Source organism: Bradyrhizobium sp. LA6.8 (assembly GCF_040547935.1).
Classification (GTDB): domain Bacteria; phylum Pseudomonadota; class Alphaproteobacteria; order Rhizobiales; family Xanthobacteraceae; genus Bradyrhizobium; species Bradyrhizobium barranii.
Genome location: NZ_JBEPQQ010000001.1, coordinates 955,429 through 979,978 on the forward strand (window position 1 = coordinate 955,429; position 24,550 = coordinate 979,978).

The window sequence follows — 24,550 nt, forward strand, 5'->3', positions numbered from 1 at the left end:
TATCACTCCCCCTGGATCCATTCCGCCACGCCGCGCCACAGCGTGTCGCGGTGCTCGGGGCGGAAGAAGCCGAAATGGCCGATCGCCTTGGCGCCGACGTCGGACGGCTTGACTGTCAGCACCTCCGGCTTGATCGCGGAGAAGCCGCTCGCGAGCAGCTCGACCGCGGGCCGCGTCGCCCAGGGATCGTCGGAGAAGCAGAGCGCGCGCAGTTCGCCCTTGAACTTTGCGAAGTTCTCCAGCGCCGGCAATTTGGAGTCGAACAGATAGCGCGGGCTGGAGACCCAGTCGGCCCATTGCAGGAAGACGCCCTTGGGCAGATCCTCGCCGATGCCGGCCCAGGCCGGCGCGTAGCCGAGCGCGTGGACGAGCGGCACACCGACGAAATTCATGAAGGCGTAGACGCGATATTTTTCCGGCGACGCCATCAGCTGCCAGGTCGCGGCCTGCGAGGCCACGAACGCGGCGCGTGAAATGTCGCTGTTGTTGTCGATCAATCCCAGCGCCTGGCCGCCGAAGGAGTGGCCGACATAGGCGAGCGGCAGGGTGGTGTAGCGCTCGCGCATCCAGCGCACCGCGGCGGTGACATCCTGCGCGGCCCAGTCCGACATCGAGGCCCTGAAGCCGACCAGCGATTTCGGCTGGTTGTAGCCGACCATCGCCGGCTGCCGGGAATCGCCGATGCCGCGATAATCGTAGGTCAAGACCGCGCAGCCGCGATGGGCGAGGTAGGAGGCAAAGCCGCGATAGATCTTTCGCGGGACGGCGGTGGCGGAGTTGATCAGCACGGCATGGCGTTTGGTGCCGCGCGGCAGGAACAGGGTGCCTGCCAGCGGATACCCATCCGTCGCCGGGAAGGTGATCTCGTCGATGAAAACGTCGTCGCGCGCCGCGTCCATGGGCAGCCAATGTCCTGCCGGTTTCCTTGCCAGCCCTCAGCAAATGCGAATTCGGCTTTCCCCGCAAGGGTTTGCAGTGCGAAATGGATTTACAACTGGCGGCGGGGGACCGGGCTGTGTATAAGGCGGCCCTCGCAACCCACAGATCAGGTTGTGCTTTTTTACTTCACGGAGAGATTGCGATGTCCGAGCGGTGGACGCCCGAGTCCTGGCGCAGCAAGCCGGTGCTACAGGTGCCCGATTATCCCGACGCCAAGGCCCTGGCCGACGTCGAGGCGCAGCTTGCGACCTTTCCGCCGCTGGTGTTCGCGGGCGAGGCGCGCAATCTGAAGAAGTCGCTGGCCCGCGTTGCGGCCGGCGAGGCCTTCCTGCTCCAGGGCGGCGACTGCGCCGAGAGCTTTGCCGAGCACGGCGCCAACAACATCCGCGACTTCTTCCGCGTGCTGCTCCAGATGGCGGTGGTGCTGACCTATGCCGGCGCGGTGCCGGTGGTGAAGGTTGGCCGCATTGCCGGCCAGTTCGCAAAACCGCGGTCGTCGCCGACCGAGAAGATGAACGGTGTCGAGCTGCCGAGCTATCGCGGTGACATCGTCAACGACATCGCCTTCACCAAGGAAGCGCGCGTGCCGGATCCGCAGCGCCAGCTGATGGCCTATCGCCAGTCGGCCGCGACGCTGAACCTGCTGCGGGCGTTCGCGACCGGCGGCTTTGCCAATCTCGGCAGCGTGCATCAATGGATGCTCGGCTTCCTGAAGGACTCGCCGCAGTCCCGCCGCTACAAGGAGCTGGCTGACCGTATCTCCGACGCGCTCAACTTCATGCAGGCCTGCGGCCTCGACCTCGAGAGCCATCCGGAGCTGCGCGCGACCGATTTCTACACCAGCCATGAGGCACTGCTGCTCGGCTACGAGCAGGCCATGACCCGCGTCGATTCCACCACCGGCGACTGGTACGCGACCTCGGGCCACATGATCTGGATCGGCGACCGCACCCGTCAGCTCGATCACGGCCATGTCGAATATTTCCGCGGCATCAAGAACCCGATCGGCCTGAAGTGCGGCCCGTCGCTCAAGCCCGATGAGCTGCTGAAGTTGATCGACGTGCTCAACCCCGACAACGAGCCGGGCCGGCTGACGCTGATCAACCGGTTCGGCTCCGACAAGGTCGCCGACCATCTGCCGGGACTGATCCGCGCCGTGAAGCGCGAGGGCAGGGTTGTGGTCTGGTCGTGCGATCCCATGCACGGCAACACCATCACCTCCACGTCAGGCTACAAGACACGCCCGTTCGACCGCGTCCTGTCGGAGGTGAAGTCCTTCTTCACCATCCATGCGGCGGAAGGCACGCACGCCGGCGGCGTGCATCTGGAGATGACCGGTCAGGACGTCACCGAGTGCATTGGCGGCGCCCGCGCGATCACCGACGAGGATCTCAACGACCGCTACCACACGGTCTGCGATCCCCGCCTCAATGCCGAGCAATCGATCGACATGGCTTTCCTGATCGCGGAGCTCCTCAAGCAGGAACGCGCCGGCAAGGCCAGGCCGATGCCGGTCGCCGCGGGGCTCTAACACCTTGCTGCGGATCTGGAAGGCGACGATCAATTCACGCAACGGTCTGGCCTTCGCGTTCCGGTCGGAGCAGGCCGTTCGCGAGGAGATTTTTGCGCTCATCCTGTCGGTGCCGCTGGCATGGTTCGTTGCCGCGACGGCGCTGCGGGCGGTCGAGCTGGTCTGTTCGGTTGCGTTCGTGCTGACGGTCGAGCTGCTCAACACCGCGATCGAGAAGCTTGCCGACCGGTTGACCATGGATCACGACAAGCAGATCGGTCGGGTCAAGGATATGGGCTCGGCCGCGGTCGGCGTTGCGCTGCTGATGGCCGGCGCGTTCTGGATCATCGCCGTCATCGAGCGATTGGGGTTCCTCTGAAGCGGAGTGCGGCGGCCATGACCGAACGTCTCAACGTATTCGCGGTCACGCTCGCCCAGCTCAATCCGACCATGGGCGACATCGAGGGCAATGCCGCGAAGGTGCGTGCGGCGCGCGCGCAAGCCAGGTCCGACGGCGCCGATCTCGTGCTGTTTCCGGAATTGTTCATCGCGGGCTACCCGCCGGAAGATCTGGTGCAGAAGCCGGCGTTCCAGGACGCCTGCCGCGCCGCGATCGAGTCGCTCGCGCGCGAGACCGCCGATGGCAGTCCGGCGGTGCTGGTCGGCACGCCCTGGGTCGAGGACGGCAGGCTCCATAATGCCTGCGCGCTGCTCGATGGCGGAAAAATCGCCGCCTTGCGCTTCAAGTGCAACCTGCCAAATTACGGCGTGTTCGACGAGAAGCGGCTGTTTTCGCGCGGCCCGGCCGCAGGTCCCGTGACCGTGCGCGGCGTGCGCATCGGCGTGCCGATCTGCGAGGACATCTGGCTGGAGGAGTCCGAGGATTACGAGAACGTGGTCGAGACGCTGGCCGAGACCGGCGCCGAGATCATCCTGGTGCCGAACGGCTCGCCCTACGCCCGCGACAAGAGCGACGTGCGCCTCTCGGTCGCCGTGGCGCGCGTCACCGAGAGCGGCCTGCCGCTGGTCTATCTCAACCAGGTTTGCGGCCAGGACGAGCTGGTGTTCGACGGCGCGTCCTTCGCGCTCAACGGCGATCTCTCGCTCGCGGCGCAATTGCCGGCGTTCGAAGAGAGCGTCACCACATTGCGCTTCACCAGGAACGGGGACGATTGGCGCTGCGCGGGGCCGATTGCCGCGCAGCCCGAGGGCGACCGCGCCGACTATGCGGCCTGCGTGCTGGGCTTGCGCGACTACGTCGCCAAGAACGGATTTCCCGGCGTGCTGCTCGGCATTTCCGGCGGCATCGACTCCGCTCTCTGCGCGGCGATCGCGGTCGACGCGCTCGGTGCCGACCAGGTGCACGGCGTGATGCTGCCTTATCGCTACACCGCGGCGAGCTCGATCGCGGACGCGGGCGAGCTCGCCGGGCATCTCGGAATCCGCTACGAGGTGCTGCCGATCGCTGAAGCCGTGACCGGCTTCGAGACCATCCTGTCCGGCATCTTCAAGAATCTGCCGCCCGATATCACCGAGGAAAACCTGCAGGCCCGCACCCGCGGCACGCTGCTGATGGCGATCTCCAACAAGACCGGGCTGATGGTGGTGACGACCGGCAACAAGTCGGAAATGTCGGTCGGCTACGCCACGCTCTATGGCGACATGAACGGCGGCTTCAATCCGATCAAGGATATCTACAAGACGCAGGTGTTTCGGCTGGCCGCGCTGCGCAACCACTGGAAGCCCGACGGCGCGCTAGGGCCTGCGGGCGAGGTGATTCCTCCCGATATCATCACGCGCCCGCCGACGGCGGAGCTGCGCGAGAACCAGACCGACCAGGACTCGCTGCCGCCTTATGACGTGCTCGACGCCATCCTGGAGCGTCTGATCGAGCGCGAGGAGCCGCTCGACAAGATCATCGCCGCCGGCTTCGACCGCGAGACGGTCACCCGCATCGATCATCTGCTCAACGTCGCCGAATACAAGCGCCGCCAGGCCGCACCGGGCGTGAAGGTGACGGCCAGGAATTTCGGCCGCGACCGCCGCTATCCCATCACCAACCGCTTTCGCGATAAGGGCGAGCCGTCGCCTGCGGCGGACGAGACGCTGGTCTCGCGCGGCAGCAAGGCGTCGATCGACGCGTTCGAGGGCTGATGCGAGCCGCGCGGCGATGGCGCCCCACCCCTGTCATCATCCGCGAAGGCGGATGATCCAGTACTCCGTGGCGGGCATTGTAGGAACCGACTGCTGACACGGGGTACTGGATGCCCCGCCTTCGCGGGGCATGACAGTGCGAAATCAGCTTGCTGCTACGACGGGGTTGCAAAAAACATCACCCGAAGCAAGTGCGTGTATTCGGATTCGAGAACCATGATTGTCACAAACACCATCACCGCGATCGGCGGCAGCAGGATGGCATAGGCGAGGGCCAGTCGCTCCCAGGCCATGTGCATGAAGACGGCGACGATCAGGCCGGCCTTCAGCACCATGAACACCAGGATCAGCGACCACCTGAGGTAGCCGTGCAGGCCAAAGTAGTCGACGAGGTAGGAGCACGTGCTGAGGACGAACAGCCAGCCCCAGACCACGAGGTAGAGCTTGATCGGGTGCTGTTGCCCCTTGGTGTGCACGGCTGCTGTTGCGACTGCGCCGTGCGCCGGAGCGTGGAGCTGGCCTTCCATGTGTACCGCCGCGTTTGTCATGCGCCGACCTCACCAAAGATAGAACAATGCAAAGATGAACACCCACACGAGATCGACGAAGTGCCAGTACAGGCCCGTGATCTCGACGATCTCGTAATAGCCCTTGCGGCTTGTGAAGAAGCCGCGCCTCTCGACGTCGAAGTCGCCACGCCAGACCTTTCGCGCGATCGCGATCAGGAAGATCACGCCGATCGTCACGTGGGTGCCGTGGAAACCGGTGATCATGAAAAAGCTTGAGCCAAACTGCGCCGCGCCCCATGGATTGCCCCAGGGTCGAACGCCCTCCATGATCAGCTTGGTCCATTCGAACGCCTGCATTCCGACGAAGGTTGCGCCGAAGGCCGCCGTGACCAGCATCAGGATTGCGGTTCTCACGCGATCCCGGCGGTAGCCGAAATTGACGGCCATCGCCATCGTGCCGCTGCTGCTGATCAGGACGAAGGTCATGATGGCGATCAGGATCAGCGGGATGTGGTGGCCCCCGATATTGAGGGCGAAGACTTCGCTGGGATTCGGCCACGGCACGGTCGTGGACATGCGCGCCGTCATGTAGGAGAGCAGGAAGCAACTGAAGATGAAGGTGTCGCTGAGGAGGAAGATCCACATCATGGCCTTGCCCCAGGACACGTTCTTGAAGGCGCGCTGATCGGACGCCCAGTCGGCGGCGATGCCGCGCCAGCCTTCAAGCCGCGCAGGCGATTGGCCCGAATGTGTCAGCACGGTTTCAGCCATCTGGTCTCGCCTCCCTAGCTCAGCAATTGACGGCAGATGTTGACGAAATCGTCGGTCCAGCCCGTGAGAAGACCGAGCAGGACAAGCCAGACCAGCAGCAGGAAGTGCCAGTAGATGGCGCACAGCTCCACGCTCAAGCGCATGTCGGCGATCTCGGCGCCGCGCCACACCTTGGCCGAGGTTCGCCCGAGGGCCACCAGCCCGCCCGTCAGATGCAGCCCGTGCACCGCAGTCAACAGGTAGAAGAAGGAATTGGCCGGATTGGACGCCACGAAATATCCGGCAGCCCCGAGCCGTTGCCAGGCCAGGAGCTGTCCGGCGAGGAAGATCACGGCAGAAGCGCCGCCAGCGAGCAGACCGATCTTGACGCTCTCGGTATCGTGTCGCCCAGCAGCCACGTACGACCATTGCAGCGCGGCACTGCTCAGGGCCAGGACGCCGGTGTTGACCCACAGCAGCCGCGGGACCGGCAGCGGCCGCCAGTCCACCACGCTCATGCGCATCGAGTAGGCGCTGATGAAGAGGACGAACAATGCGCTCGCGACGGCGAGAAACACGCCAAGTCCGACCTTCGCTGCCGGCCAGGTCATGCTATCGCCGCCGGGGAAGTCACCGACCGAGCCTTCCTCCAGCCAGGGCTTGGCCATCAGCCGCTGCTGCGACAGCCACCATCCGGCGATCACCGCAAGCACAGCCAGGAACAGGATGATGGCGCTCACGAAGCAGCTCCCTGAACGAGCTGCGTCGCGCGCGGCGGCTGGTTCTGCGGAATGAAGTCCTCCGCGGCGCCGGGCACACTGTAGTCATAGGCCCAGCGGTACACGATCGGGAGCTCCTTGCCCCAGTTGCCGTGTCCGGGGGGCGTCTCCGGCGTCTGCCACTCCAGCGTCGTCGCCCGCCACGGATTGCCGCCCGAGGCCTCACCCTTGAACAGGCTCCATGCAAGGTTGAACAGGAACACCATCTGGCTGAAGCCGACGGTCAAGGCCACCACGGAGATGAAGGCGTTCAGTGTATGGGCCGAGGACGGGATGAACGCCGTGTCGCCGAGTTCGAAATACCGGCGCGGAACCCCGAGCAGTCCAAGATAGTGCATGGGGAAGAAGATCAGGTAGGCGCCGAGGAAGGTGACCCAGAAGTGAAACTTGCCCAGGACGTCGTTCAGCATCCGCCCCGTGACCTTGGGGTACCAATGATAGATCGCGCCGAGCACGACCATGATCGGTGCCACGCCCATCACCATGTGGAAATGCGCGACCACGAACATGGTGTCCGAGAGCGGCACGTCCACGACGACGTTGCCGAGGAAGAGGCCAGTGAGGCCGCCATTCACGAAGGTGATGATGAAGCCGAGGGCGAACAGCATCGGCACCCTGAGATGAATGTCGCCGCGCCACAGGGTCAGCACCCAATTGTAGACCTTGATCGCGGTGGGGATTGCGATGATGAGCGTCGTGGTGGCGAAGAAGTACCCGAATTGCGGGAACATGCCGCTCACATACATGTGGTGCGCCCACACGACGAAGCTGAGCGCACCAATCCCCACGATGGCCCAGACCATCATGCGGTAACCAAAGATGTTCTTGCGCGCATGCGTGCTGATCAGATCGGAGACGATGCCGAAGGCGGGCAGGGCGACGATGTAGACCTCGGGGTGGCCGAAGAACCAGAACAGGTGCTGGAAGAGCAACGGGCTGCCGCCGCCATATTTCGACAGCTGTCCCATCTCGACGAGGGAGGGCATGAAGAAGCTGGTTCCCAGGAGACGGTCGAGCAGCAGCATGACCGAGGCAACGAACAGTGCAGGGAATGCCAGCAACGCCATGACGGTCGCCGTGAAAATGCCCCACACCGTCAGGGGCAGGCGCATCAACGTCATGCCGCGGGTGCGCGCTTGCAGCACCGTGACCACGTAATTCAGCCCGCCCATGGTGAAGCCGATGATGAACAGGATCAGGGACGACATCATGAGAATGATGCCCCAATCCTGCCCGGGCGTTCCGGAGAGGATGGCTTGCGGCGGGTAGAGCGTCCAGCCGGCGCCGGTGGGGCCGCCGGGGACGAAGAATGTCGAGGCCAGCACCAGGACTGCGAGCAGGTAGACCCAGTAGCTCAGCATGTTCACATAGGGGAAGACCATGTCCCGGGCGCCGACCATCAGCGGGATCAGGTAGTTGCCGAAGCCGCCGAGGAACAATGCGGTGAGCAGATAGATCACCATGATCATGCCGTGCATGGTGATGAACTGGAGGTACTGGTTGGCATCGATGAAAGAGAAGGTGCCGGGGAATCCCAGTTGCAGTCGCATCAGCCACGACAGCACCAGGGCCACCAGCCCGATGGCCGAGGCCGTCAGCGAATACTGAATGGCGATCACCTTGGCGTCCTGCGAGAAGACATACCGTGTCCACCAGCTCCTTGGATGATAGAGCTCGACTTCAGGTACTTCGGCAGGCGGGATGCCTGCGATCCCTTCATATGGAATATCGACCATAGAAACCTCCTCGGTCGTTTCCATCGGGGGTGAGGCATTGGCCTCGTGCACCCGATCTTCGCAGCGGCAGCCTGCTACTTGCCACCGGATTGGTACGTCGCTTTCACGACAGCTCTTGCCGGCGACAATTCGGCAAACGTCTTTTGTTGCTCCAGCCAGGCGTGATATTCGCGTTCTTCGTCCACGATGACCTTGGCCCGCATCTGATAATGAGCAGCGCCACAAAGCTCCGCACATAGAACATCGAACGTTCCGGTTCGGATCGGCGTTATCCAGAAGTAGGTCACCATGCCAGGGACCATGTCCATCTTGGCGCGGAATTCGGGCACGTAGAAATCGTGCAGGACATCAACCGAGCGGAGGAGAACCTTGACCGGCTTTCCCATTTGAAGGTGCAGGTCGCCGTTCTCGATCACGACGTCGTCCTGCGCATGCGGGTCGTCACGATTGAGTCCCATCGGATTGTCGGAAGCGATGTTGCGGACATCGGATGTGCCCAACCGCCCATCCTTGCCCGGAAGGCGGAAGCTCCATTGCCATTGCTGGCCCATGACCTCGACCTCGGTGGCATCCGCAGGCACCGTCACGAACTGGTGCCAGACCACGAGGCCAGGCGCCAGCATGGCCGCGACTCCGACGCCGGTCCCGACGCTCAGCCACCATTCGAGCTTTTTGTTTTCCGGATTATAGTCAGCCCGTCTTCCCTCTTTGTGGTGAAAGCGAAAGACGCAATAGGCCATGAAGGCGATGACCGCGACGAAAACGAAGCCCGTGATCCAGAACGTGATGCTGATGGTGTGGTCGATATAGGCCCAGTTCGTGGCGATCGGCGTCCACCACCACGGGCTGTAGAGGTGAAACAGCACCGAGCCGATCGCGACCAGAAGCAGTATCAGTGCGACAGCCATCCTGATCCATCCTTGCCATCGAAGGCTACGGATACGAATCCAGGGCGGAGCTCACGTCTGTCGCGATGGCGGACTTTCTCTACGCGGACATCTATGCTGACATATGCGCCATCACCGCGCCTCTTGCCTCGCCCATTCAACCGGTCGCGATATTCAAGAGGAACACCGCGACCGCTGGGGGCGTCCAGACTTTTAAAATGATCCCCCGCGAACCCGGCGTCAATAGCATGTCAACACGCTTAGGCGGCGTGGGCGATCCATGTTGCCGTGCAAGCTGGCGAGCGTCAGTCGCATTCTCGATGTGATGCATCGCACAAAATATGCGACGCACAATTCACCCCGCCGGGAGCGCTGGTCATTCCAGATCGCGCGCGCTAAGCTCGGGGCGCAGGTCGCGACGGGTTTCGTCCGGCTAAGCTCCTTCCTCGTTGAGCCTGGAACTGCCGTACTCGGCTCGATCGCGTCTCCCGCACATAAGGGCGGATACGCGCGGCCGGAAAGCGCGCCGTTTGCCGCCGCGACTTTCAGCAGAGGAGGGTGTGTCCATGGCCACTCTTTATCCCGACAACATCATAAAGCGGCACCTGTTCGGCGAAGCGGCCTCCTACCCCATTCGCAAGATCAGCTTGTCCGACCTGACCGAGGCCCTACGCCTGGGTTGGGAGGATTTCCAGGCGATGCCGAGCCACGCGATCGTCGTGTGCGTGATTTATCCCGTTCTCGGTCTCGTCCTGTTCAGGATGGTTCTCGGCTATTCGGTGCTGCCGCTCCTGTTTCCGCTGGCTGCCGGCTTTGCCTTGATCGGCCCTTTTGCCGCGATCGGTCTCTATGAACTCAGCCGGCGTCGCGAGCGCGGCGAGGAGGTCGATGCATGGGATGCGATCAAGGTGCTGCGCGCACCGTCGTTCGGCGCCATGGTCGAGCTCGGCGTGCTGCTGCTGGTCCTGTTCGGGGCCTGGATCGGTGTCGCGAACGCAATCTATGTCACGATCTTCGGTCACGCGGCGGCCGCAAGCATTCCCGACTTCGCAACGCGGGTGCTGACGACACCGGAAGGCTGGTCGCTCATCATCGTCGGTTGCGGTTGTGGCTTCCTGTTTGCGGTTGTGGCCTTGTGCGTCAGCGTCGTGTCGTTTCCGTTGATGCTCGACCGGCATGCGACCGCGATCGACGCGATCCGCACGTCGCTCCGAGCGGTGGCCGCGAATCCGGTTGCGATGGCCGGATGGGGCCTCATCGTCGCGGCACTGCTCGTGATCGGCTCGCTGCCGTTCTTCGTCGGTCTCGCTGTCGTCCTGCCGGTGCTCGGTCATGCCACCTGGCACCTCTATCGGCGGGTGGTCGAGCCGAATCCGAATCCACCGGACGAGCCGCCGCCGCCCCCAAAGGGAAAGCGCTACGCAGCGGACTTTCCGGCCAATCTCTTCCCGTGGAGCCGCGAGGGTAAGCAGTAACAGCGAAACGGCCGCACTTGGCGGCCGCCTTCGCGGGGCATGACGGGTTAGAGCCTACTTCTGCTGCTGCGGCAGGAACGTCGGGCCGACCGAGCGGATCGGCTTGTTCTCCGACGAATTGGTGGCCGTGCCGGTATCCGCAGGCGCTGCCGCAGCCGGTGCGCTGGCCGTCGTCGGCGCGGGAGCCGCGCCCTTCTTGGCAGTCGCAGGCGTGCCCTTGTTGAGCCGCTGCTGCTGCATCTTCTTGGCGCTCTCCTCGGTGACGATGATGTCACCCTGCTGCTCGGCCGCCGCCTTGTCGTCGGCGGATTTCAGCGCGTCGGCCCAGGTCTGGCCTGCGGCCTTGCAGGAGCAGGACGGGTTGAACTCGCTGCGGAATTTGAACGCGGTCGGCAGCGCCGTGTAGGGCTGGCCGCTGGTGGAGACCGCGGAGTTCATGTCTTCGCCGGGATTGCGATGGGTGTAGAGAACGGCTTCCGCGGCCGGGCACAGCGCCTTGCAGGTCTTCTCGTCGTCGGGGAAGCGCGCTGGCACGGTGGCAAACGAGACCGGGAAATAGGCGCCGTCGCAGGTGCGCACGCACACGGTGCGGTAGGTGCCGGATTGCGGTCCGAGATCGGAGGGCGGCACGCCTTGCGGATTGTTGGGGTTGTTGCCGCCGCCGCCGAACAGATTGTTCAGGAAGTTGCCGCCGCCTTGCGATTGCGCGGCGTTGGCATATTGCGGGCCGCAATTGTTCTGCGCCAGCGCCGCCAGCACCGAGCGACGCTGGTTGTCGCGCTCCGGGCTGAAGCCGCCGGGGCCGCCGCCGCGCAGGCGTTCGAGATTGCCGGTGATCTGGTCCAGATTGGCGCGCATCTGCTGGATCTGGGTGTTGACCGGACCGCATTGCGCCGACTGGCCGTTGAACAGCGAGAAGAAGCCGGAGGAATCGCAGCCCATGCGCTTGGCCTGCATGGTGACGCGGTCGAGCTCGGCCTGCTGCTTGGCCTGGGAATCCTGGTAGCGGCGGATCTGGTCTTCGCGCGCGGGGTCGCCACCGCCGCCGCCACGATCGAGCCCGGCGAGCTGGCCTTCCAGCCGCACGCACATCGGATTGGGGCCAAGCCCGTTCTGGCCGGGCTGAGGCGGCGGGCCGGGCGGGCCGGCTTGCGCGAAAGCACCGTTGGCGAGCACGACCGTGCTCAGAAGCACGGTGCAGGCAAGGATGGAGCGAGCACGGGAGAGAGACAAAAATTCAGGCATATCCGCCATTCTAGCGAGGTCACGGCCCAGCGTGATTTTGGGGGCCGACGCGCGCCCTCCAATAGCCGCTTCCTGCGGCATCGTCACGTCGTTTCAGGGGCCGAAAACTGGTCCTAAGGTCCGCCAGCTCCGAGGGAATTCAGCGCTGGCAGGTGATTGCGACATATTCGTCGCAATGGCCATGGGAGCAGTTTGCGCCAGTTTTGGGGACAGAGCCGGTAATTTCGTCGGGATCGACCCGGCGGTAGGCCGACGCCTGGGCAAAATCGCGTGACTGGCAATAGGTGCGCGCGACCTGTGCGCCGCATTTCTCGCCCTTGGCGAGGCACTGGTCGACACCGTAGCCGTCCGCCTGGTTGGCGATGATGAAGACGCGGGTCTCGGCGAACGCGCTGGATGCCGCGATGATGGAGGCACAAGAGACGAGCGCGAGCAGGGATCGCATGGGTGCACCGGGGCTTTAGGGAACCGCCGGGTTCCAAGTAAACTCAAAAGGTTAAGGATGATGAACCATCAAGGCGGGGCGGCCGCGCTTTGCGGAGATAAAACGGCGTTTTCGCGGCTCTCTTGACGCAAGGGCCCCTCGTGGCCCATATGTTCCCGCATGAACGGTCTCCTCGCCATTTGTGGCATTTGCCGCGAGATTACGAGCTAGCGATTCGCTGGCTGGAGCCGTCTTTTCTCAAAAACATTGAGAGCCTCGGACGCCCGGCCAACAGCCGACGGGTATCCATATGGAATTGCGCCTTTACGATACGCTGAGCCGGGACAAGCGCACCTTCGTGCCGCTCGATGCGAAGAACGTCCGCATGTATGTCTGCGGACCGACCGTCTACGACTTCGCCCATATCGGCAATGCGCGGCCGGTGATCGTGTTCGACGTGCTGTTTCGGCTGCTGCGCCATCTCTATGGCGAGGCGCACGTGACGTATGTCCGCAACATCACTGACGTCGACGACAAGATCAATGACCGCGCTGCGCGCGATTTTCCAGGGCTCCCGCTCAACGAGGCGATCCGCAAGGTCACTGAGCAGACCGGCAAGCAGTTTCACACCGACGTCGACGCGCTCGGGGCGCTTCGGCCGAGCGTCGAGCCGCGCGCGACCGAGCATATCGGCGAGATGCGCGAGATCATCGAAAGGCTCGTCAAGGGTGGCTTTGCCTATGCTGCCGAGGACCATGTGCTGTTCTCGCCGCAGGCGATGAACGCGGCCAATTCCGGGTTGCCGCGCTATGGCGCGCTGTCCAATCGCTCGTTGGACGAGATGATCGCCGGCGCCCGCGTCGACGTCGCGCCCTACAAGAAGGACAACACCGACTTTGTACTGTGGAAGCCGTCCAAGCCGGGCGAGCCGTCATGGCCGTCGCCGGCCGGCATCGCTGCGCAGGGTCGCCCGGGCTGGCATATCGAATGCTCGGCCATGGCCTGGAAGCATCTCGGCGAATATTTCGACATCCACGGTGGCGGTATCGACCTCGTGTTTCCGCATCACGAGAACGAGGTCGCGCAGACCTGCTGCGCCTTCCACCAGGAGCGCATGGCGAACTACTGGATGCACAACGGCTTCCTGCAGGTCGAGAGCGAGAAGATGTCGAAGTCGCTCGGCAACTTCGTCACCATCCACGAGCTCCTCGCCGACTGGCCGGGCGAGGTGCTGCGCTTGAACATGCTGAAGACGCATTACCGCTCGCCGATCGACTGGACCCTGAAGTCGCTGGAGGAGAGCGCCAGGACGCTCGACGACTGGTATCGGGTCGCGGCCGACGCCGAGCCCGGCCAGCCGGCCGCGTCCGTGGTCGAGCCGCTGCTCGATGACCTCAACACGCCGCTGGCGATCGCGGCGCTGCACGGCCTGCGTGGCAGCGACGTGAGCGCGCTGGCGGGCTCGTTGCGCCTGCTCGGCTTCCTCTCCGAAAGCGCTGCGCAGTGGGAAGGGCGCAAGCGGCAGGCCAGCGGGGTCGATGCCAAGGAAGTCGAACGCCTGATCTCGGAGCGGACGGCCGCCCGTAGCCGCAAGGATTTCAAAGAGTCCGACCGCATTCGCGATCTGCTTGCCGCGATGGGCGTTGCGATCAAGGACTCCAAGGACGGGACGACCTGGGAGGTCGCGCGATGAAGCGGCCCGACACGCCTTTTCCGCGGCACTGGCTCTATTACATCGCGCTGAAGATCCTGCTGCTCGTGGCCGCCGTGGCGCTGGCGCTGAAACTCTATGGGATGTGGTGAAGACGATGGGACAGACTTTGCCAAAACCCGGCTTGCGGCCGTTCCTGCCTGATGACGTGCCGGTTCTCGCCGCGATCTTCACGGCAAGCATCGAGGAGCTGACCGGCGAAGACTACAACGAGGCGCAGCAGCGGGCCTGGATGGAAGCGGCGGAAACCGAAGAGTTCGGCAAGCGGCTCGCGGCCGACCTGACGCTGGTCGCGACGCTGGAGGGCTCGCCCGTCGGCTTCGCCTCGCTGCGCGGGGCCGATCACATCCATATGCTCTATGTGCATCCCGCCGTGACCGGTCAGGGCATCGCGACGATGCTGGTGGACGCGCTGGAGAAGCTCGCCGGCGGCCGCGGCGCGACCAGCCTGTCGGTCGATGCCAGCGACACCGCGCAAAACTTCTTCGCCAAGCGCGGCTATGTCGCCATGCAGCGCAACAGCATCACCATCAACGACGAGTGGCTCGCCAACACCACGATGAAGAAGACGCTCGGAGCTGCGCAATGAGCAAGGAGCGTCTCTATCTGTTCGACACCACGCTGCGCGACGGGGCGCAGACCAACGGCGTCGATTTCACCCTGACCGACAAGCAGGTCATCGCGGCGATGCTCGACGATCTCGGCATCGACTATGTCGAAGGCGGCTATCCCGGCGCCAATCCGACCGACACCGAGTTCTTCGGCACCAAGCCCAAGCTCAAGCATGCGCGCTTCACCGCCTTCGGCATGACTCGCCGGGCAGGGCGCTCGGTCTCCAACGATCCCGGCGTGGCCGGGCTCCTCGAAGCGAAGGCCGACGCGATCTGCTTCGTGGCGAAGTCCTCGGCCTATCAGGTGCGCGTCGCGCTGGAGACGACGAAGGAAGAAAATCTCGCCTCGATCCGCGACAGCGTCGCGGCGGCGAAGGCCGCGGGCCGCGAGGTCATGCTCGACTGCGAGCACTTCTTCGACGGCTACAAGGAGGATTCAACCTTCGCGCTCGCCTGCGCCAAGGCCGCCTATGAGGCCGGCGCGCGCTGGGTGGTGCTGTGCGACACCAATGGCGGCACCATGCCGAACGAGATCGAGGCCATCGTCACCGAGGTGACGAAGCACATCCCGGGCGACCATGTCGGCATCCACGCCCATAACGACACCGAGCAGGCCGTGGCCAATTCGCTGGCCGCGGTGCGCGCCGGGGTGCGGCAGATCCAGGGCACGCTGAACGGTCTCGGCGAGCGCTGCGGCAACGCCAATCTGTGCTCGCTGATCCCGACGCTGAAGCTCAAGAAGGAGTTTTCCGACGCCTTCGAGATCAGCGTCACGCCCGAAAAGCTCGCTACTCTCGTCAAGGTCTCGCGCACGCTCGACGACATGCTCAATCGCGTGCCGAACCGGCATGCGGCCTATGTCGGCGAGAGTGCTTTCGTCACCAAGACCGGCATTCATGCTTCCGCCGTGCTGAAGGACCCGCAGACCTACGAGCATGTGCTGCCGGAATTGGTTGGCAATCATCGCAAGGTGCTGGTGTCAGACCAGGCCGGACGCTCCAACGTCATCGCCGAGCTCGACCGGGCCGGCATTGCCTACGAGAAGAGCGATCCCAAGCTGACGCGGCTGGTCGAGGAATTGAAAGAGCGTGAGGCTGCCGGCTACGCCTATGAATCCGCCAACGCCTCGTTCGATCTGCTGGCGCGGCGGACGCTCGGCAAGGTGCCGCATTATTTCGAGGTCGAGCAGTTCGACGTCAATGTCGAGCAGCGCTACAATTCGCACGGCGAGCGCGTCACCGTCGCCCTTGCAGTGGTCAAGGTCGACGTTGCCGGCGAGCGTTTGATCTCGGCCGCCGAAGGCAACGGCCCCGTCAACGCGCTCGACGTCGCGCTGCGCAAGGATCTCGGCAAGTACCAGAAGTACATCGAGGGCCTGACGCTGATCGACTACCGCGTCCGTATCCTCAACGGCGGCACCGGCGCGGTCACGCGCGTGCTGATCGAGAGCGAGGACGAGAACGGCGATCGCTGGACCACGGTCGGCGTGTCCCCGAACATCATCGACGCCTCGTTCCAAGCGCTGATGGACTCGGTGATCTACAAGCTGGTGAAGTCGGGGGCGCCGGCGTAGGGGACGGCAACGTAAGGGACGGCGCGGCCACAAACGCCGTCATTGCGAGGAGCGAAGCGACAAAGCAATCCAGAATCGTTCCGCGGAGGGGCTCTGGATTGCTTCGCTTCGCTCGCAATGACGAGGGGAGGGAGCACGGCATATGATCGATCACATCTCCGTCGGCGTCACCGATCTCGATCGCTCCGCAAAATTCTACGAAGCAACGCTTGCCGCGCTCGGCCTCACGCGCCTCGTCGCGCGGCCGCGGACGATCGGCTTCGGCAAGGCCTATCCCGAGTTCTGGATCAATCTGCGCGAGGGTATGCCGCACGTGGCAGCGGAGAGCGGCGTGCACATCTGCCTGCGGGCGAAGACGACGGCCGAGGTCGATGCGTTTCACGCCGCGGCGCTGTCCGCCGGCGGTGCGTCCGACGGCGCGCCAGGCATCCGTCCGCATGACCGCGTGCGCTACTACGCGGCCTTCGTGACCGATCCCGATGGCAACCGGATCGAGGCGGTAACGTTTCCGGCGGAGTAAGGCGCTAGAGCTTGCGCGCCACTTCCGGGGCGAGCTGCGTTTCAGATTCGGCGATCTGTGCCGCTGCCGCTTTCAGCTTCGGCAGAATATCCTCGACGCGATCGGCCTTGAGGATGTCGACCGAAAGGCCGGCGCGGATGAACTCGGTCTGGCGCATGTGCGACAGCAGCGAAAACAGCGGCTCCCAGAAATTGTCGATATTGGCTAGCAGCACCGGCTTGGCGTGACGGCCGAGCTGTTTCCAGGTCAGCTGCTCCACCAGCTCTTCGAGCGTGCCAACGCCGCCCGGCAGCGCCACGAAGGCGTCGGAGCGCTCGAACATCAGCCGCTTGCGCTCGTGCATGTCGGGGGTGACGATCATCTCCTGCACGCGGGTCAGCGCGTTCTCGCGCTTCCGGAGGAATTCAGGAATGATGCCGGTGACGGTGCCGCCGTGATCGAGCACGGAGGTCGCGACCGAGCCCATCAGGCCGAGCGAGCCGCCGCCATAGACCAGGCGGACGTTGTTCTCGGCGAGAGCCTTGCCGAACGCCTTGGCGCCTTCGGTGAAGCTGGGATTGGTTCCTGGGCCGGAGCCGCAATAGACGCAGACAGTTTTGATCGTGCTCATTGGTGCCATGATGCATTGCAGCGCAGGGGCGTCAAGCCCAATCGGTGATTCGGATCACCCGGAAATCTACCGGTAAATGGCGACAAACAATCAAAGATTCGCCAACTGGCGGGGTGCGCTGGCATCGGGAAGGCTCTATATGACGGGCGAAAACCGCAAATCGTAACGCTGCCCGCACCCGGTGGGCTTTCAGGCTTCTTGATGGACCAACCTCAATCGTTCGACGGCGCAGACGTTCCCGATCCTCCCGCAGGGGGATCGCTGGAGCGAGCCACGCTGATGGGCACGCTGGCGCATCTGTGGCCCTATATCTGGCCGGGCGACCGTTTCGACCTGAAGATGCGGGTGGTCTGGTCGATGGTGCTGCTGCTCGCCGCCAAGCTGATCACGTTGACCGTGCCGTTCAGCTTCAAATGGGCGACGGATGCGCTGACCGGCGCCAACACCGCACCGGTGCAGCCCGACAACTGGCACCTCTGGGTGATCGCCTCGCCATTGCTGCTGACCGCAAGCTATGGCGTGACGCGCATCCTGATGGCGGTGCTGACGCAATGGCGCGACGGCATCTTCGCTCGCGTCGCCATGCATGCGGTGCGCAAGCTCGCCACCATCACCTTCATCCACATGCACGAGCTGTCGCTGCGCTTTCACCTCGAGCGCAAGACCGGCGGCCTGACGCGCGTGCTCGAGCGCGGCCGCGAGGGCATCGAGGTCATCGTGCGCATGGTGATCCTGCAGCTGATCCCGACCATCGTCGAGGTCACGCTGCTATTGGCGGTGCTGCTGTGGCAGTTCGACTGGCGCTACGTCGTGGCGACGCTGATCACGGTCGCGGTCTACATGTACTACACCTACATCGCGACCGAGTGGCGGATCGGCATCCGCCGCAAGATGAACGATTCCGACACCGAGGCGAACACCAAGGCGATCGACTCGCTGCTCAACTACGAGACCGTGAAATACTTCAGCGCGGAGACGCGCGAGGCGCAGCGTTACGACAAGTCGGTCGCGCGCTACGAGGAGTCGAGCGTTCAGGCCTATACCTCGCTCGCGGTGCTCAACACCGGCCAGGCCGTGATCTTCACGCTCGGGCTGACCGCGACCATGCTGATGTGCGCGATCGGCGTGCGCAACGGCACCAACACGGTAGGCGATTTCGTGCTGGTCAATGCCATGATGATCCAGCTCTACCAGCCGCTGAATTTCATGGGCATGGTCTATCGCGAGATCAAGCAGGCGATCATCGACATCGAGAAGATGTTCAACGTGCTGGGCCGCGAGGCCGAGATCAAGGACATGCCCGATGCGCAGCCGCTGGTGGTCTCGGCCGGCAATCTGCGTTTCGAGGACGTGCGCTTCGCCTATGAGCCGACGCGGCCGATCCTCAAGGGCATCAGCTTCGAGGTGCCGGCCGGCAATACGGTCGCGATCGTCGGCCCGTCGGGGGCGGGCAAGTCGACCATTTCGCGTCTGTTGTTCCGCCTCTACGACGTCTCCGGCGGCAAGATCCTGATCGACGGCCAGGACATCCGCGAGGTCACGCAGGATTCACTGCGCGCCTCGATCGGCATGGTGCCGCAGGATACGGTGCTGTTCAACGATACCATCCGCTACAACATCCGCTACGGCCGCTGGGATGCCGATGATGCCGAGGTCGAAGAGGCGGCGCGGCTGGCGCAGATCGACCATTTCATCCGCATGGCGCCGATGGGTTACGAGACCCAGGTCGGCGAGCGCGGCCTGAAGCTCTCGGGCGGCGAGAAGCAGCGCGTCGCCATCGCGCGCACCGTGCTCAAGGCGCCGCCGATCCTGGTGCTGGACGAGGCGACCTCGGCGCTCGACACCCACACCGAGCACGAGATCCAGGGCGCGCTCGACCGCGTGTCGAAGAACCGCACCTCGCTGGTGATCGCGCACCGGCTGTCCACCATCGTCGGCGCCGACGAGATCATCGTGCTGGACCAGGGCCGGATCGCCGAGCGGGGCACCCACGCCAAGCTGCTCGTGCAGGGCGGCCTTTACGCCAGCATGTGGAACAGGCAGCGCGAAGCCGAGGCGGCACGGGAGAAACTGGCCAAGATGGCCGACAGCAGCGAGGCGCCCAACCGGGAGCCGCCGCCGGTCGACGACGCCCTCGCGACATCAGCGGCCGCGGAGTGACCTTGTCTCCGGTCCCAACTCTGGCCTAAACAACTCCACCGCGCGGGGGCGACCCGGCGCCATCAACTTCCAGGCGGCAGATAGCGATGTCCATCCTCGATTCGATCCAGCGTCAGATCCCGCCGATCCACAAGGAGGGCTATCCCTTCATTGGCGGCTTTGCGCTGGCAAGCCTGATCCTGTTCTGGCTGTGGTCGCCGCTCGGGTGGATCGGCACGATCCTGACCGTGTGGTGCGCGCTGTTCTTCCGCGACCCCGTGCGCGTGACGCCGGTGCGCGAGGGGCTCGTGGTGTCGCCGGCCGACGGCCGCGTCTCGATGATCACCATGGCGCTGCCACCGGCCGAGCTAGGCCTCGGCGACCGGCCGCTGCCGCGCATCTCGGTGTTCATGAGCGTGTTCAATTGCCATGTGAACCGCAGCCCGATCGCGGGCAGGGTGGACCGCATCGCCTACCGTCCGGGCCTGTTCATCAACGCCGAGCTCGACAAGGCGAGCGAGGACAATGAGCGCAATTCGCTCGTGATCACGACGCCGACGGCCAAGATCGGCGTGATCCAGATCGCGGGGCTCGTCGCCAAGCGCATCGTCTGCTTCGTCAGGGAAGGGCAGGCGATCGGGGCGGGCGAGCGGTTTGGCCTGATCCGCTTCGGCTCGCGCCTCGACGTCTATCTGCCGCTGGGCACCAAGGCGCTGGTGTCGGAAGGGCAGACCGCGATCGCCGGAGAGACGATTTTGGCCGATCTTGCCGGGGACGACCCAAGCCGCGCCTACCGCGCCAATTAACCAATAGTCGGTCCAAAGGGGCCTCCCGCCGCAATGGCGGAGGGGAACAGGGCTTGCTATATCTCGCATTGAGATAAGGACGAGCCATGACGCCCTACGACTTCAAGGATCCCGACGTCCGCCGCCGGCGGTTCCGCCCGATTCCGGTGCGGATGCTGGTGCCCAACGTCATCACGCTGCTGGCGATCTGCGCCGGGCTGACCTCGATCCGGCTGTCGATCGAGGGGCGGATGACGCTCGCGGTCTACGCCATCGTGTTCGCGGCCGCGCTCGACGGCATCGATGGTCGCGTCGCGCGCATGATCAAGGGTCAGTCCAAGTTCGGCGCCGAGCTCGACAGCCTCGCCGACTTTGTCAATTTCGGCGTGGCTCCCGGCCTGATGCTGTACTTCTGGCAGTTGCACGAGCTCGGCAATGCCGGCTGGATCGCCGCCATGGTGTTCGCGATCTCCGGAGGCTTGAGGCTCGCGCGCTTCAACGCCACCATGGACGATCCGAACAAGCCGGCCTTCGCCGCCAATTTCTTCACCGGTGTGCCGGCGCCGGCCGGCGCGATCACCGTGCTGCTGCCGATCTACGTCGCGTTTCTCGATCTCGGCCGGCTGCCCGCGGCGGTGACGGCGGCCTACACGCTCTTGATCGCCTTCCTGATGGTGTCGCGCCTGCCGGTATTCTCCGGCAAGACCAAGCGCATGCGCGTGCCGCCCGAGCTGGTGCTGCCGGCGTTCGTCGCGGTGATCGTCTTCATCGCTATCCTGATCGCCTATCCCTGGCACGTGCTGTCGATCGGCACGGTGCTGTATCTGCTCGGTTTGCCGCTCGGCTACAAATCCTACCGCGACCAGGCGCGCGCGATGGCGGCCACCGCGCCGTCCGGAGGCGAGGTCCCGTCGCCGCCTTCGGCGCCGACGCTGGCCAATTTGTCGGAGCCGCCGCACGACGACGACGACCGGCCGGGACGGCTGCACTAAAGCGCGATGAGATTTGGCTGAATCGTCATCGCGCTTTAGGTCGTTGTTTGAGCATGATCTTTTCGGAAAACCGCTGCGCACTTTTCCGGATCATGCACTGAGCGGTTTTCGCGGATATCTGCCATGAAGGCGGCCGAGTTGGGTTGAAGCCCGATCTCGGCTATATCGCCCTGTGCCGGCGGCACCGCGCCAACAGCGGCCGCCAATCTGGGAGAGAACGCCGTGACTGATACCGCGACCGGGCCGCTGCCCGCTGCCGTCCTCGAAGCGCTGGGCCGCTATGACACGCCGACGATCTGCAATGCCATGGAGATCGTGGCGCCCGAGCGCCGGTTGATCGGCTACACCACCAAGCAACTGGTCTGCCCATTTCCCGACCTGCCGCCGATCGTCGGCTACGCCCGCACGGTTGCGATCCGCTCGGTGCTGAAGTCCTCGCTGCCGGCCGAAGAGCAGTCCAGGCGCCGTATCGAATATTACGAATATGTCGGCACCGGCCACGGTCCGCGCATCTCGGTGATCCAGGACATTGACGGTCCCGACGTCGGCTACGGCGCGTTCTGGGGCGAGGTGCAGAGCAACGTGCACAAGGCGCTCGGCTGCCTCGGCGTCATCACCGACGGCTCTATTCGCGACATCCCGCAATGGGCCCCGGGCTTTCAGGCGCTGGCCGGCTCGATCGGCCCGTCGCATGCCTGGGTGCATGCGGAAAGCTTCGGCGGTGAGGTTCGCGTCGCCGGCATGACGGTGAAGTCCGACGATCTGATCCATGCCGACCAGCACGGCGCCATCGTGATCCCGCTCGACATCGCGGCAAAGCTTCCCGAGGCCGCCGAGCTCTGTGGCCGCCGCGAGACGCCGATCCTGGAGATCGCGCGCAGCCCCGACTTCTCGCTGGAGAAGCTGAAGGCCGCGCTGAAGCGCTCGGCGGAGATTCACTAAGCGGCGACTGAACGACTTACGGCCGCGTTCCCGGCCGTGGGCCGCCCTGTTCCGTCAGAAACAGGGCGGCCTGATCCGGCTCGCCGAAGACTGCGGCGGCGCATCCGATCAGGGTGAAGCCGCCGGCGAGATCCCAGAGGGTGATGTCGTCGGCACTATCAGGGACGTGAATCAAGCGCGCTGCGATCACGGCAAAGCCCGCCTCGACAAACAGCAAGACGCTGAACGCCGGCAGGACGAGCCCTGGCTCGAGCAGGTGGAGCGCCAGTACCGCGGGCAGCGCGGTGAGAAGACCGAACAGCGTCAACATGGCAAAACGGCTCCTGCGATGGAGCATGCCGCCCGGCGACAGAATACTGCATGATCTCTCGTCGCGGATGTGGCGCAGGGCCGCAGTCGGAGGACGCACAATGAAGATGACTGGCAAAACCGTCCTGATCACCGGTTCGACGGACGGCGTCGGCCGCTACGTCGCGCGCCGGCTGGCTGAAGCAGGTGCGAGGGTCCTGCTCCACGGCCGCGATGCCGTGCGCGCGAAGGCGCTGATCGACCAGATCGTGCAGGCCGGCCACGCCGCGCCGACATTCTACCAGGCCGACTTGTCGTCGATGTCAGGCACGCGAGAGCTCGCTGCGGCCGTTCTCCGCGATCACAGGCATCTCGATGTGTTCGTCAGCAACGCCGGCATCGGCTCGCAGAACGACGGACCGCAACGGCAGGAGAGTCCGGACGGCTACGAACTGCGCTTTGCGGTGAACTATCTCTCGGGCTTCCTGCTTGCGCACTTGCTGCTGCCGCTGCTGAAGTCCGCGGCACCTTCGCGTGTCGTCAATGTTGCCTCTCTCGGTCAGCATCCGATCGATTTCGACGACGTCATGATCAGCAAGGGCTACAGCGGCTCGCGCGCCTACGCCCAGAGCAAGCTCGCGCAGATCATGTTCACCATCGACTTCGCGGAGGAATTGAAGCGCATGGGCATCACCGTCAACGCGCTGCATCCGGCGACCTACATGAACACCACGATGGTGCGCGCCGGCGGCATCACGCCGATCTCGACGGTGGAGCAGGGCGGTGCGGCGATCCTGCACCTCGTCGAAGGCGACGACGTCGCCGGCAAGAGCGGACTGTTCTTCAACGGCATGAACGAGACGCGCGCCAATCCGCAGGCCTACGATGCCGGCGCACGCAGGCTCCTGCGCGCACTCAGCCTCGAACTGACCGGGCTTTCGTCCTGAGCTGCCGTCCTGGCGCCCCACAATCATGGTTAGCGAAGTGTTGAGATTCCCGTCGGTCGCGGGCAAAGCCGGCGCCCTGTCAGCGCGCTGCGTCGGTCTGGCGCCCCGGCTCAACTTAACCTTTACGCGGCTTTAAGGGGGGCACTCTAGGGTTTCCGATGCGGTTCGGGGTTGGGCCGCGCCAGCGGCCAGGACGGCCGTTGTTGCGTTCGCGTTGGAGTGTCCCATGGATATCATGACGAGCGTCGGGCTCATTGCGGGCATCATCGTCATTACGGCGATGATCTTCATGGGCGGCGACCTCCACATGTTCATCTCCGAACATGCCATGATCATCATCTTCGGCGGCTCGGTCTCGGCCACCATGATCCGCTTTCCGCTCAGCGCGCTCCTGCACGGCCTTCCGCTCGGCGCCAAGTTCGCTTTCACCATGAGCCGCCTGTCGGCGCACGACCTCGTCGACGAGCTCGCCCGCATCGCCGAGATCGCCCGCAAGCAGGGCCCGGTCGGCCTCGAAAAGGTCGAGACCGACGAGCCGTTCCTGGCCAAGGGCATCCGCTACGTCGCCGACGGCTACGACCTCGACTTCATCCGCGACAATCTCGAGCGCGACCGCGACAACTTCCTCATGCACCTCGACGAAGGCAGCAAGATCTACCGCGCCATCGGCGACTGCGCTCCGGCCTTCGGCATGATCGGCACCCTGATCGGCATGGTGCAGATGTTCGCCAACATGACCGATCCCTCCAAGCTCGGCCCGTTCATGGCGACCGCGCTGCTCGCAACCCTGTACGGTGCGCTCGTCGCGAACCTGTTCTGTCTGCCGATCGCCGACAAGCTGCACGGCAAGCTGCTCGACGAGGAAACCAACCGCACGCTGATCATCGACGGCATCCTGATGATCCGTGACTCCAAGAGCCCGACGCTCGTGCGCGAAATGCTGCTGGCCTATTTGCCGGAGAAGCATCGTCACGCCGAGGGCGAGCCGGTGCCGGCGTAAAGCCGCCGCCCGGGATCTCGAGAG

At 64.4% G+C, this 24,550-nt stretch carries 23 protein-coding genes and 1 pseudogene; 14 read left to right on the top strand and 10 right to left on the bottom strand.

All coding sequences use genetic code 11. The features are described from left to right. Positions 1-2 precede the first annotated feature (2 nt). A complete protein-coding gene (locus ABIA90_RS04110; RefSeq protein WP_354117381.1) occupies positions 3-899 on the bottom strand; it encodes an alpha/beta hydrolase family protein in 897 nt (298 codons plus the stop codon). Between the two features lie 182 nt (positions 900-1,081). Here ABIA90_RS04110 and ABIA90_RS04115 point away from each other — a divergent pair, with 182 nt between their 5' ends. Genes ABIA90_RS04115 through ABIA90_RS04125 form a run of 3 tightly spaced genes read left to right on the top strand, consistent with a single transcriptional unit; the run spans position 1,082 to position 4,603 of the window. After that, positions 1,082-2,470, top strand: coding sequence for a class II 3-deoxy-7-phosphoheptulonate synthase (locus ABIA90_RS04115; protein WP_071915140.1), 1,389 nt, complete (start codon positions 1,082-1,084; stop codon positions 2,468-2,470). A gap of 4 nt (positions 2,471-2,474) precedes the next feature. Then, positions 2,475-2,828, top strand: a complete 354-nt coding sequence (locus ABIA90_RS04120) for a diacylglycerol kinase (RefSeq protein WP_354117382.1) — start codon at positions 2,475-2,477, stop codon at positions 2,826-2,828. Between the two features lie 17 nt (positions 2,829-2,845). Further along, positions 2,846-4,603 (top strand): NAD+ synthase, encoded by a 1,758-nt coding sequence (locus tag ABIA90_RS04125; RefSeq protein WP_354117383.1) that lies wholly within the window; start codon positions 2,846-2,848, stop codon positions 4,601-4,603. 155 nt (positions 4,604-4,758) lie between these two features. On the opposite strand, the gene ABIA90_RS04130 is transcribed toward ABIA90_RS04125, so the two are convergent. The 5 genes from ABIA90_RS04130 to ABIA90_RS04150 form a co-directional block, all read right to left on the bottom strand. Further along, positions 4,759-5,151, bottom strand: coding sequence for a cytochrome C oxidase subunit IV family protein (locus ABIA90_RS04130; RefSeq protein WP_354117384.1), 393 nt, complete (start codon positions 5,149-5,151; stop codon positions 4,759-4,761). Between the two features lie 9 nt (positions 5,152-5,160). Next, a complete protein-coding gene (locus ABIA90_RS04135; RefSeq protein WP_354117385.1) occupies positions 5,161-5,883 on the bottom strand; it encodes a heme-copper oxidase subunit III family protein in 723 nt (240 codons plus the stop codon). Positions 5,884-5,897: 14 nt separating this feature from the next. Continuing rightward, positions 5,898-6,602 (bottom strand): cytochrome c oxidase subunit 3, encoded by a 705-nt coding sequence (locus ABIA90_RS04140; protein ID WP_354117386.1) that lies wholly within the window; start codon positions 6,600-6,602, stop codon positions 5,898-5,900. Further along, positions 6,599-8,377 carry a cbb3-type cytochrome c oxidase subunit I gene (locus ABIA90_RS04145; RefSeq protein ID WP_208086127.1) on the bottom strand — a complete coding sequence of 593 codons (1,779 nt, stop codon included), beginning with the start codon at positions 8,375-8,377 and terminating at the stop codon, positions 6,599-6,601. The genes ABIA90_RS04140 and ABIA90_RS04145 overlap by 4 nt, the downstream gene beginning before the upstream one ends. Positions 8,378-8,451: 74 nt before the next feature. Then, entirely contained in the window at positions 8,452-9,285 is an 834-nt protein-coding gene (locus ABIA90_RS04150; protein WP_071915136.1) for a cytochrome c oxidase subunit II, read from the bottom strand. A gap of 545 nt (positions 9,286-9,830) precedes the next feature. Here ABIA90_RS04150 and ABIA90_RS04155 point away from each other — a divergent pair. Then, positions 9,831-10,739, top strand: a complete 909-nt coding sequence (locus ABIA90_RS04155; RefSeq protein WP_166105719.1) for a DUF2189 domain-containing protein — start codon at positions 9,831-9,833, stop codon at positions 10,737-10,739. A 54-nt stretch (positions 10,740-10,793) separates the two neighbouring features. On the opposite strand, the gene ABIA90_RS04160 is transcribed toward ABIA90_RS04155, so the two are convergent. After that, complete coding sequence (locus ABIA90_RS04160; protein ID WP_354117387.1) at positions 10,794-11,993, bottom strand: DUF2865 domain-containing protein; 1,200 nt, start codon at positions 11,991-11,993, stop codon at positions 10,794-10,796. A gap of 130 nt (positions 11,994-12,123) precedes the next feature. Beyond that, positions 12,124-12,429, bottom strand: coding sequence for a hypothetical protein (locus tag ABIA90_RS04165; RefSeq protein WP_354117388.1), 306 nt, complete (start codon positions 12,427-12,429; stop codon positions 12,124-12,126). Positions 12,430-12,718: 289 nt separating this feature from the next. On the opposite strand from ABIA90_RS04165, the gene cysS reads away from it, so the two are divergent. The 4 genes from cysS (at position 12,719) to ABIA90_RS04185 (ending at position 16,823) form a co-directional block, all read left to right on the top strand. Then, complete coding sequence (gene cysS, locus ABIA90_RS04170) at positions 12,719-14,101, top strand: cysteine--tRNA ligase (RefSeq protein WP_354117389.1); 1,383 nt, start codon at positions 12,719-12,721, stop codon at positions 14,099-14,101. A 115-nt stretch (positions 14,102-14,216) separates the two neighbouring features. Then, positions 14,217-14,708 carry a GNAT family N-acetyltransferase gene (locus tag ABIA90_RS04175; protein WP_354117390.1) on the top strand — a complete coding sequence of 164 codons (492 nt, stop codon included), beginning with the start codon at positions 14,217-14,219 and terminating at the stop codon, positions 14,706-14,708. After that, entirely contained in the window at positions 14,705-16,303 is a 1,599-nt protein-coding gene (gene cimA, locus ABIA90_RS04180) for a citramalate synthase (RefSeq protein ID WP_354117391.1), read from the top strand. The genes ABIA90_RS04175 and cimA overlap by 4 nt, the downstream gene beginning before the upstream one ends. A 142-nt stretch (positions 16,304-16,445) precedes the next feature. Further along, positions 16,446-16,823 (top strand): VOC family protein, encoded by a 378-nt coding sequence (locus tag ABIA90_RS04185; RefSeq protein WP_354117392.1) that lies wholly within the window; start codon positions 16,446-16,448, stop codon positions 16,821-16,823. A gap of 4 nt (positions 16,824-16,827) precedes the next feature. On the opposite strand, the gene ABIA90_RS04190 is transcribed toward ABIA90_RS04185, so the two are convergent. Beyond that, positions 16,828-17,433: an LOG family protein gene (locus ABIA90_RS04190; RefSeq protein ID WP_071915130.1), complete on the bottom strand. Its 606-nt coding sequence runs from the start codon at positions 17,431-17,433 to the stop codon at positions 16,828-16,830. A 201-nt stretch (positions 17,434-17,634) separates the two neighbouring features. Here ABIA90_RS04190 and ABIA90_RS04195 point away from each other — a divergent pair, with 201 nt between their 5' ends. The 4 genes and pseudogenes from ABIA90_RS04195 (at position 17,635) to ABIA90_RS04210 (ending at position 22,291) form a co-directional block, all read left to right on the top strand. After that, complete coding sequence (locus tag ABIA90_RS04195) at positions 17,635-19,593, top strand: ABCB family ABC transporter ATP-binding protein/permease (RefSeq protein WP_354117393.1); 1,959 nt, start codon at positions 17,635-17,637, stop codon at positions 19,591-19,593. A gap of 77 nt (positions 19,594-19,670) precedes the next feature. After that, positions 19,671-20,378 (top strand): annotated as a pseudogene (locus ABIA90_RS04200) (phosphatidylserine decarboxylase); the annotation flags it as partial. Positions 20,379-20,464: 86 nt separating this feature from the next. Further along, a complete protein-coding gene (locus ABIA90_RS04205; RefSeq protein WP_166094396.1) occupies positions 20,465-21,349 on the top strand; it encodes a CDP-alcohol phosphatidyltransferase family protein in 885 nt (294 codons plus the stop codon). A 222-nt stretch (positions 21,350-21,571) separates the two neighbouring features. Then, on the top strand, positions 21,572-22,291 hold the full coding sequence (locus tag ABIA90_RS04210; protein WP_085404827.1) for an RraA family protein: 720 nt from the start codon (positions 21,572-21,574) through the stop codon (positions 22,289-22,291). Between the two features lie 16 nt (positions 22,292-22,307). Here ABIA90_RS04210 and ABIA90_RS04215 read toward each other — a convergent pair whose 3' ends face one another. After that, entirely contained in the window at positions 22,308-22,601 is a 294-nt protein-coding gene (locus ABIA90_RS04215; RefSeq protein WP_354117394.1) for a hypothetical protein, read from the bottom strand. A gap of 100 nt (positions 22,602-22,701) precedes the next feature. Between ABIA90_RS04215 and ABIA90_RS04220 the strand changes: the two genes are divergently transcribed. Both ABIA90_RS04220 and ABIA90_RS04225 read left to right on the top strand, forming a co-directional pair. Beyond that, positions 22,702-23,526: an SDR family NAD(P)-dependent oxidoreductase gene (locus tag ABIA90_RS04220; protein WP_354117395.1), complete on the top strand. Its 825-nt coding sequence runs from the start codon at positions 22,702-22,704 to the stop codon at positions 23,524-23,526. Positions 23,527-23,752: 226 nt separating this feature from the next. Next, on the top strand, positions 23,753-24,526 hold the full coding sequence (locus ABIA90_RS04225) for a motility protein A (protein ID WP_028146686.1): 774 nt from the start codon (positions 23,753-23,755) through the stop codon (positions 24,524-24,526). Positions 24,527-24,550: the final 24 nt, after the last annotated feature.

Coding starts and splice junctions, on each gene's coding strand:
- ABIA90_RS04160 (WP_354117387.1), bottom strand. CDS start 11,993: ATGGCGGATATGCCTGAATTTTTGTCTCTCTCCCGTGCTCGCTCCATC.
- cysS (WP_354117389.1), top strand. CDS start 12,719: ATGGAATTGCGCCTTTACGATACGCTGAGCCGGGACAAGCGCACCTTC.
- ABIA90_RS04185 (WP_354117392.1), top strand. CDS start 16,446: ATGATCGATCACATCTCCGTCGGCGTCACCGATCTCGATCGCTCCGCA.
- ABIA90_RS04175 (WP_354117390.1), top strand. CDS start 14,217: ATGGGACAGACTTTGCCAAAACCCGGCTTGCGGCCGTTCCTGCCTGAT.
- ABIA90_RS04195 (WP_354117393.1), top strand. CDS start 17,635: ATGGACCAACCTCAATCGTTCGACGGCGCAGACGTTCCCGATCCTCCC.
- ABIA90_RS04135 (WP_354117385.1), bottom strand. CDS start 5,883: ATGGCTGAAACCGTGCTGACACATTCGGGCCAATCGCCTGCGCGGCTT.
- ABIA90_RS04220 (WP_354117395.1), top strand. CDS start 22,702: ATGAAGATGACTGGCAAAACCGTCCTGATCACCGGTTCGACGGACGGC.
- ABIA90_RS04145 (WP_208086127.1), bottom strand. CDS start 8,377: ATGGTCGATATTCCATATGAAGGGATCGCAGGCATCCCGCCTGCCGAA.
- ABIA90_RS04190 (WP_071915130.1), bottom strand. CDS start 17,433: ATGAGCACGATCAAAACTGTCTGCGTCTATTGCGGCTCCGGCCCAGGA.
- ABIA90_RS04205 (WP_166094396.1), top strand. CDS start 20,465: ATGACGCCCTACGACTTCAAGGATCCCGACGTCCGCCGCCGGCGGTTC.
- ABIA90_RS04155 (WP_166105719.1), top strand. CDS start 9,831: ATGGCCACTCTTTATCCCGACAACATCATAAAGCGGCACCTGTTCGGC.
- ABIA90_RS04130 (WP_354117384.1), bottom strand. CDS start 5,151: ATGACAAACGCGGCGGTACACATGGAAGGCCAGCTCCACGCTCCGGCG.
- ABIA90_RS04125 (WP_354117383.1), top strand. CDS start 2,846: ATGACCGAACGTCTCAACGTATTCGCGGTCACGCTCGCCCAGCTCAAT.
- ABIA90_RS04115 (WP_071915140.1), top strand. CDS start 1,082: ATGTCCGAGCGGTGGACGCCCGAGTCCTGGCGCAGCAAGCCGGTGCTA.
- ABIA90_RS04215 (WP_354117394.1), bottom strand. CDS start 22,601: ATGTTGACGCTGTTCGGTCTTCTCACCGCGCTGCCCGCGGTACTGGCG.
- ABIA90_RS04110 (WP_354117381.1), bottom strand. CDS start 899: ATGGACGCGGCGCGCGACGACGTTTTCATCGACGAGATCACCTTCCCG.
- ABIA90_RS04150 (WP_071915136.1), bottom strand. CDS start 9,285: ATGGCTGTCGCACTGATACTGCTTCTGGTCGCGATCGGCTCGGTGCTG.
- cimA (WP_354117391.1), top strand. CDS start 14,705: ATGAGCAAGGAGCGTCTCTATCTGTTCGACACCACGCTGCGCGACGGG.
- ABIA90_RS04165 (WP_354117388.1), bottom strand. CDS start 12,429: ATGCGATCCCTGCTCGCGCTCGTCTCTTGTGCCTCCATCATCGCGGCA.
- ABIA90_RS04225 (WP_028146686.1), top strand. CDS start 23,753: ATGGATATCATGACGAGCGTCGGGCTCATTGCGGGCATCATCGTCATT.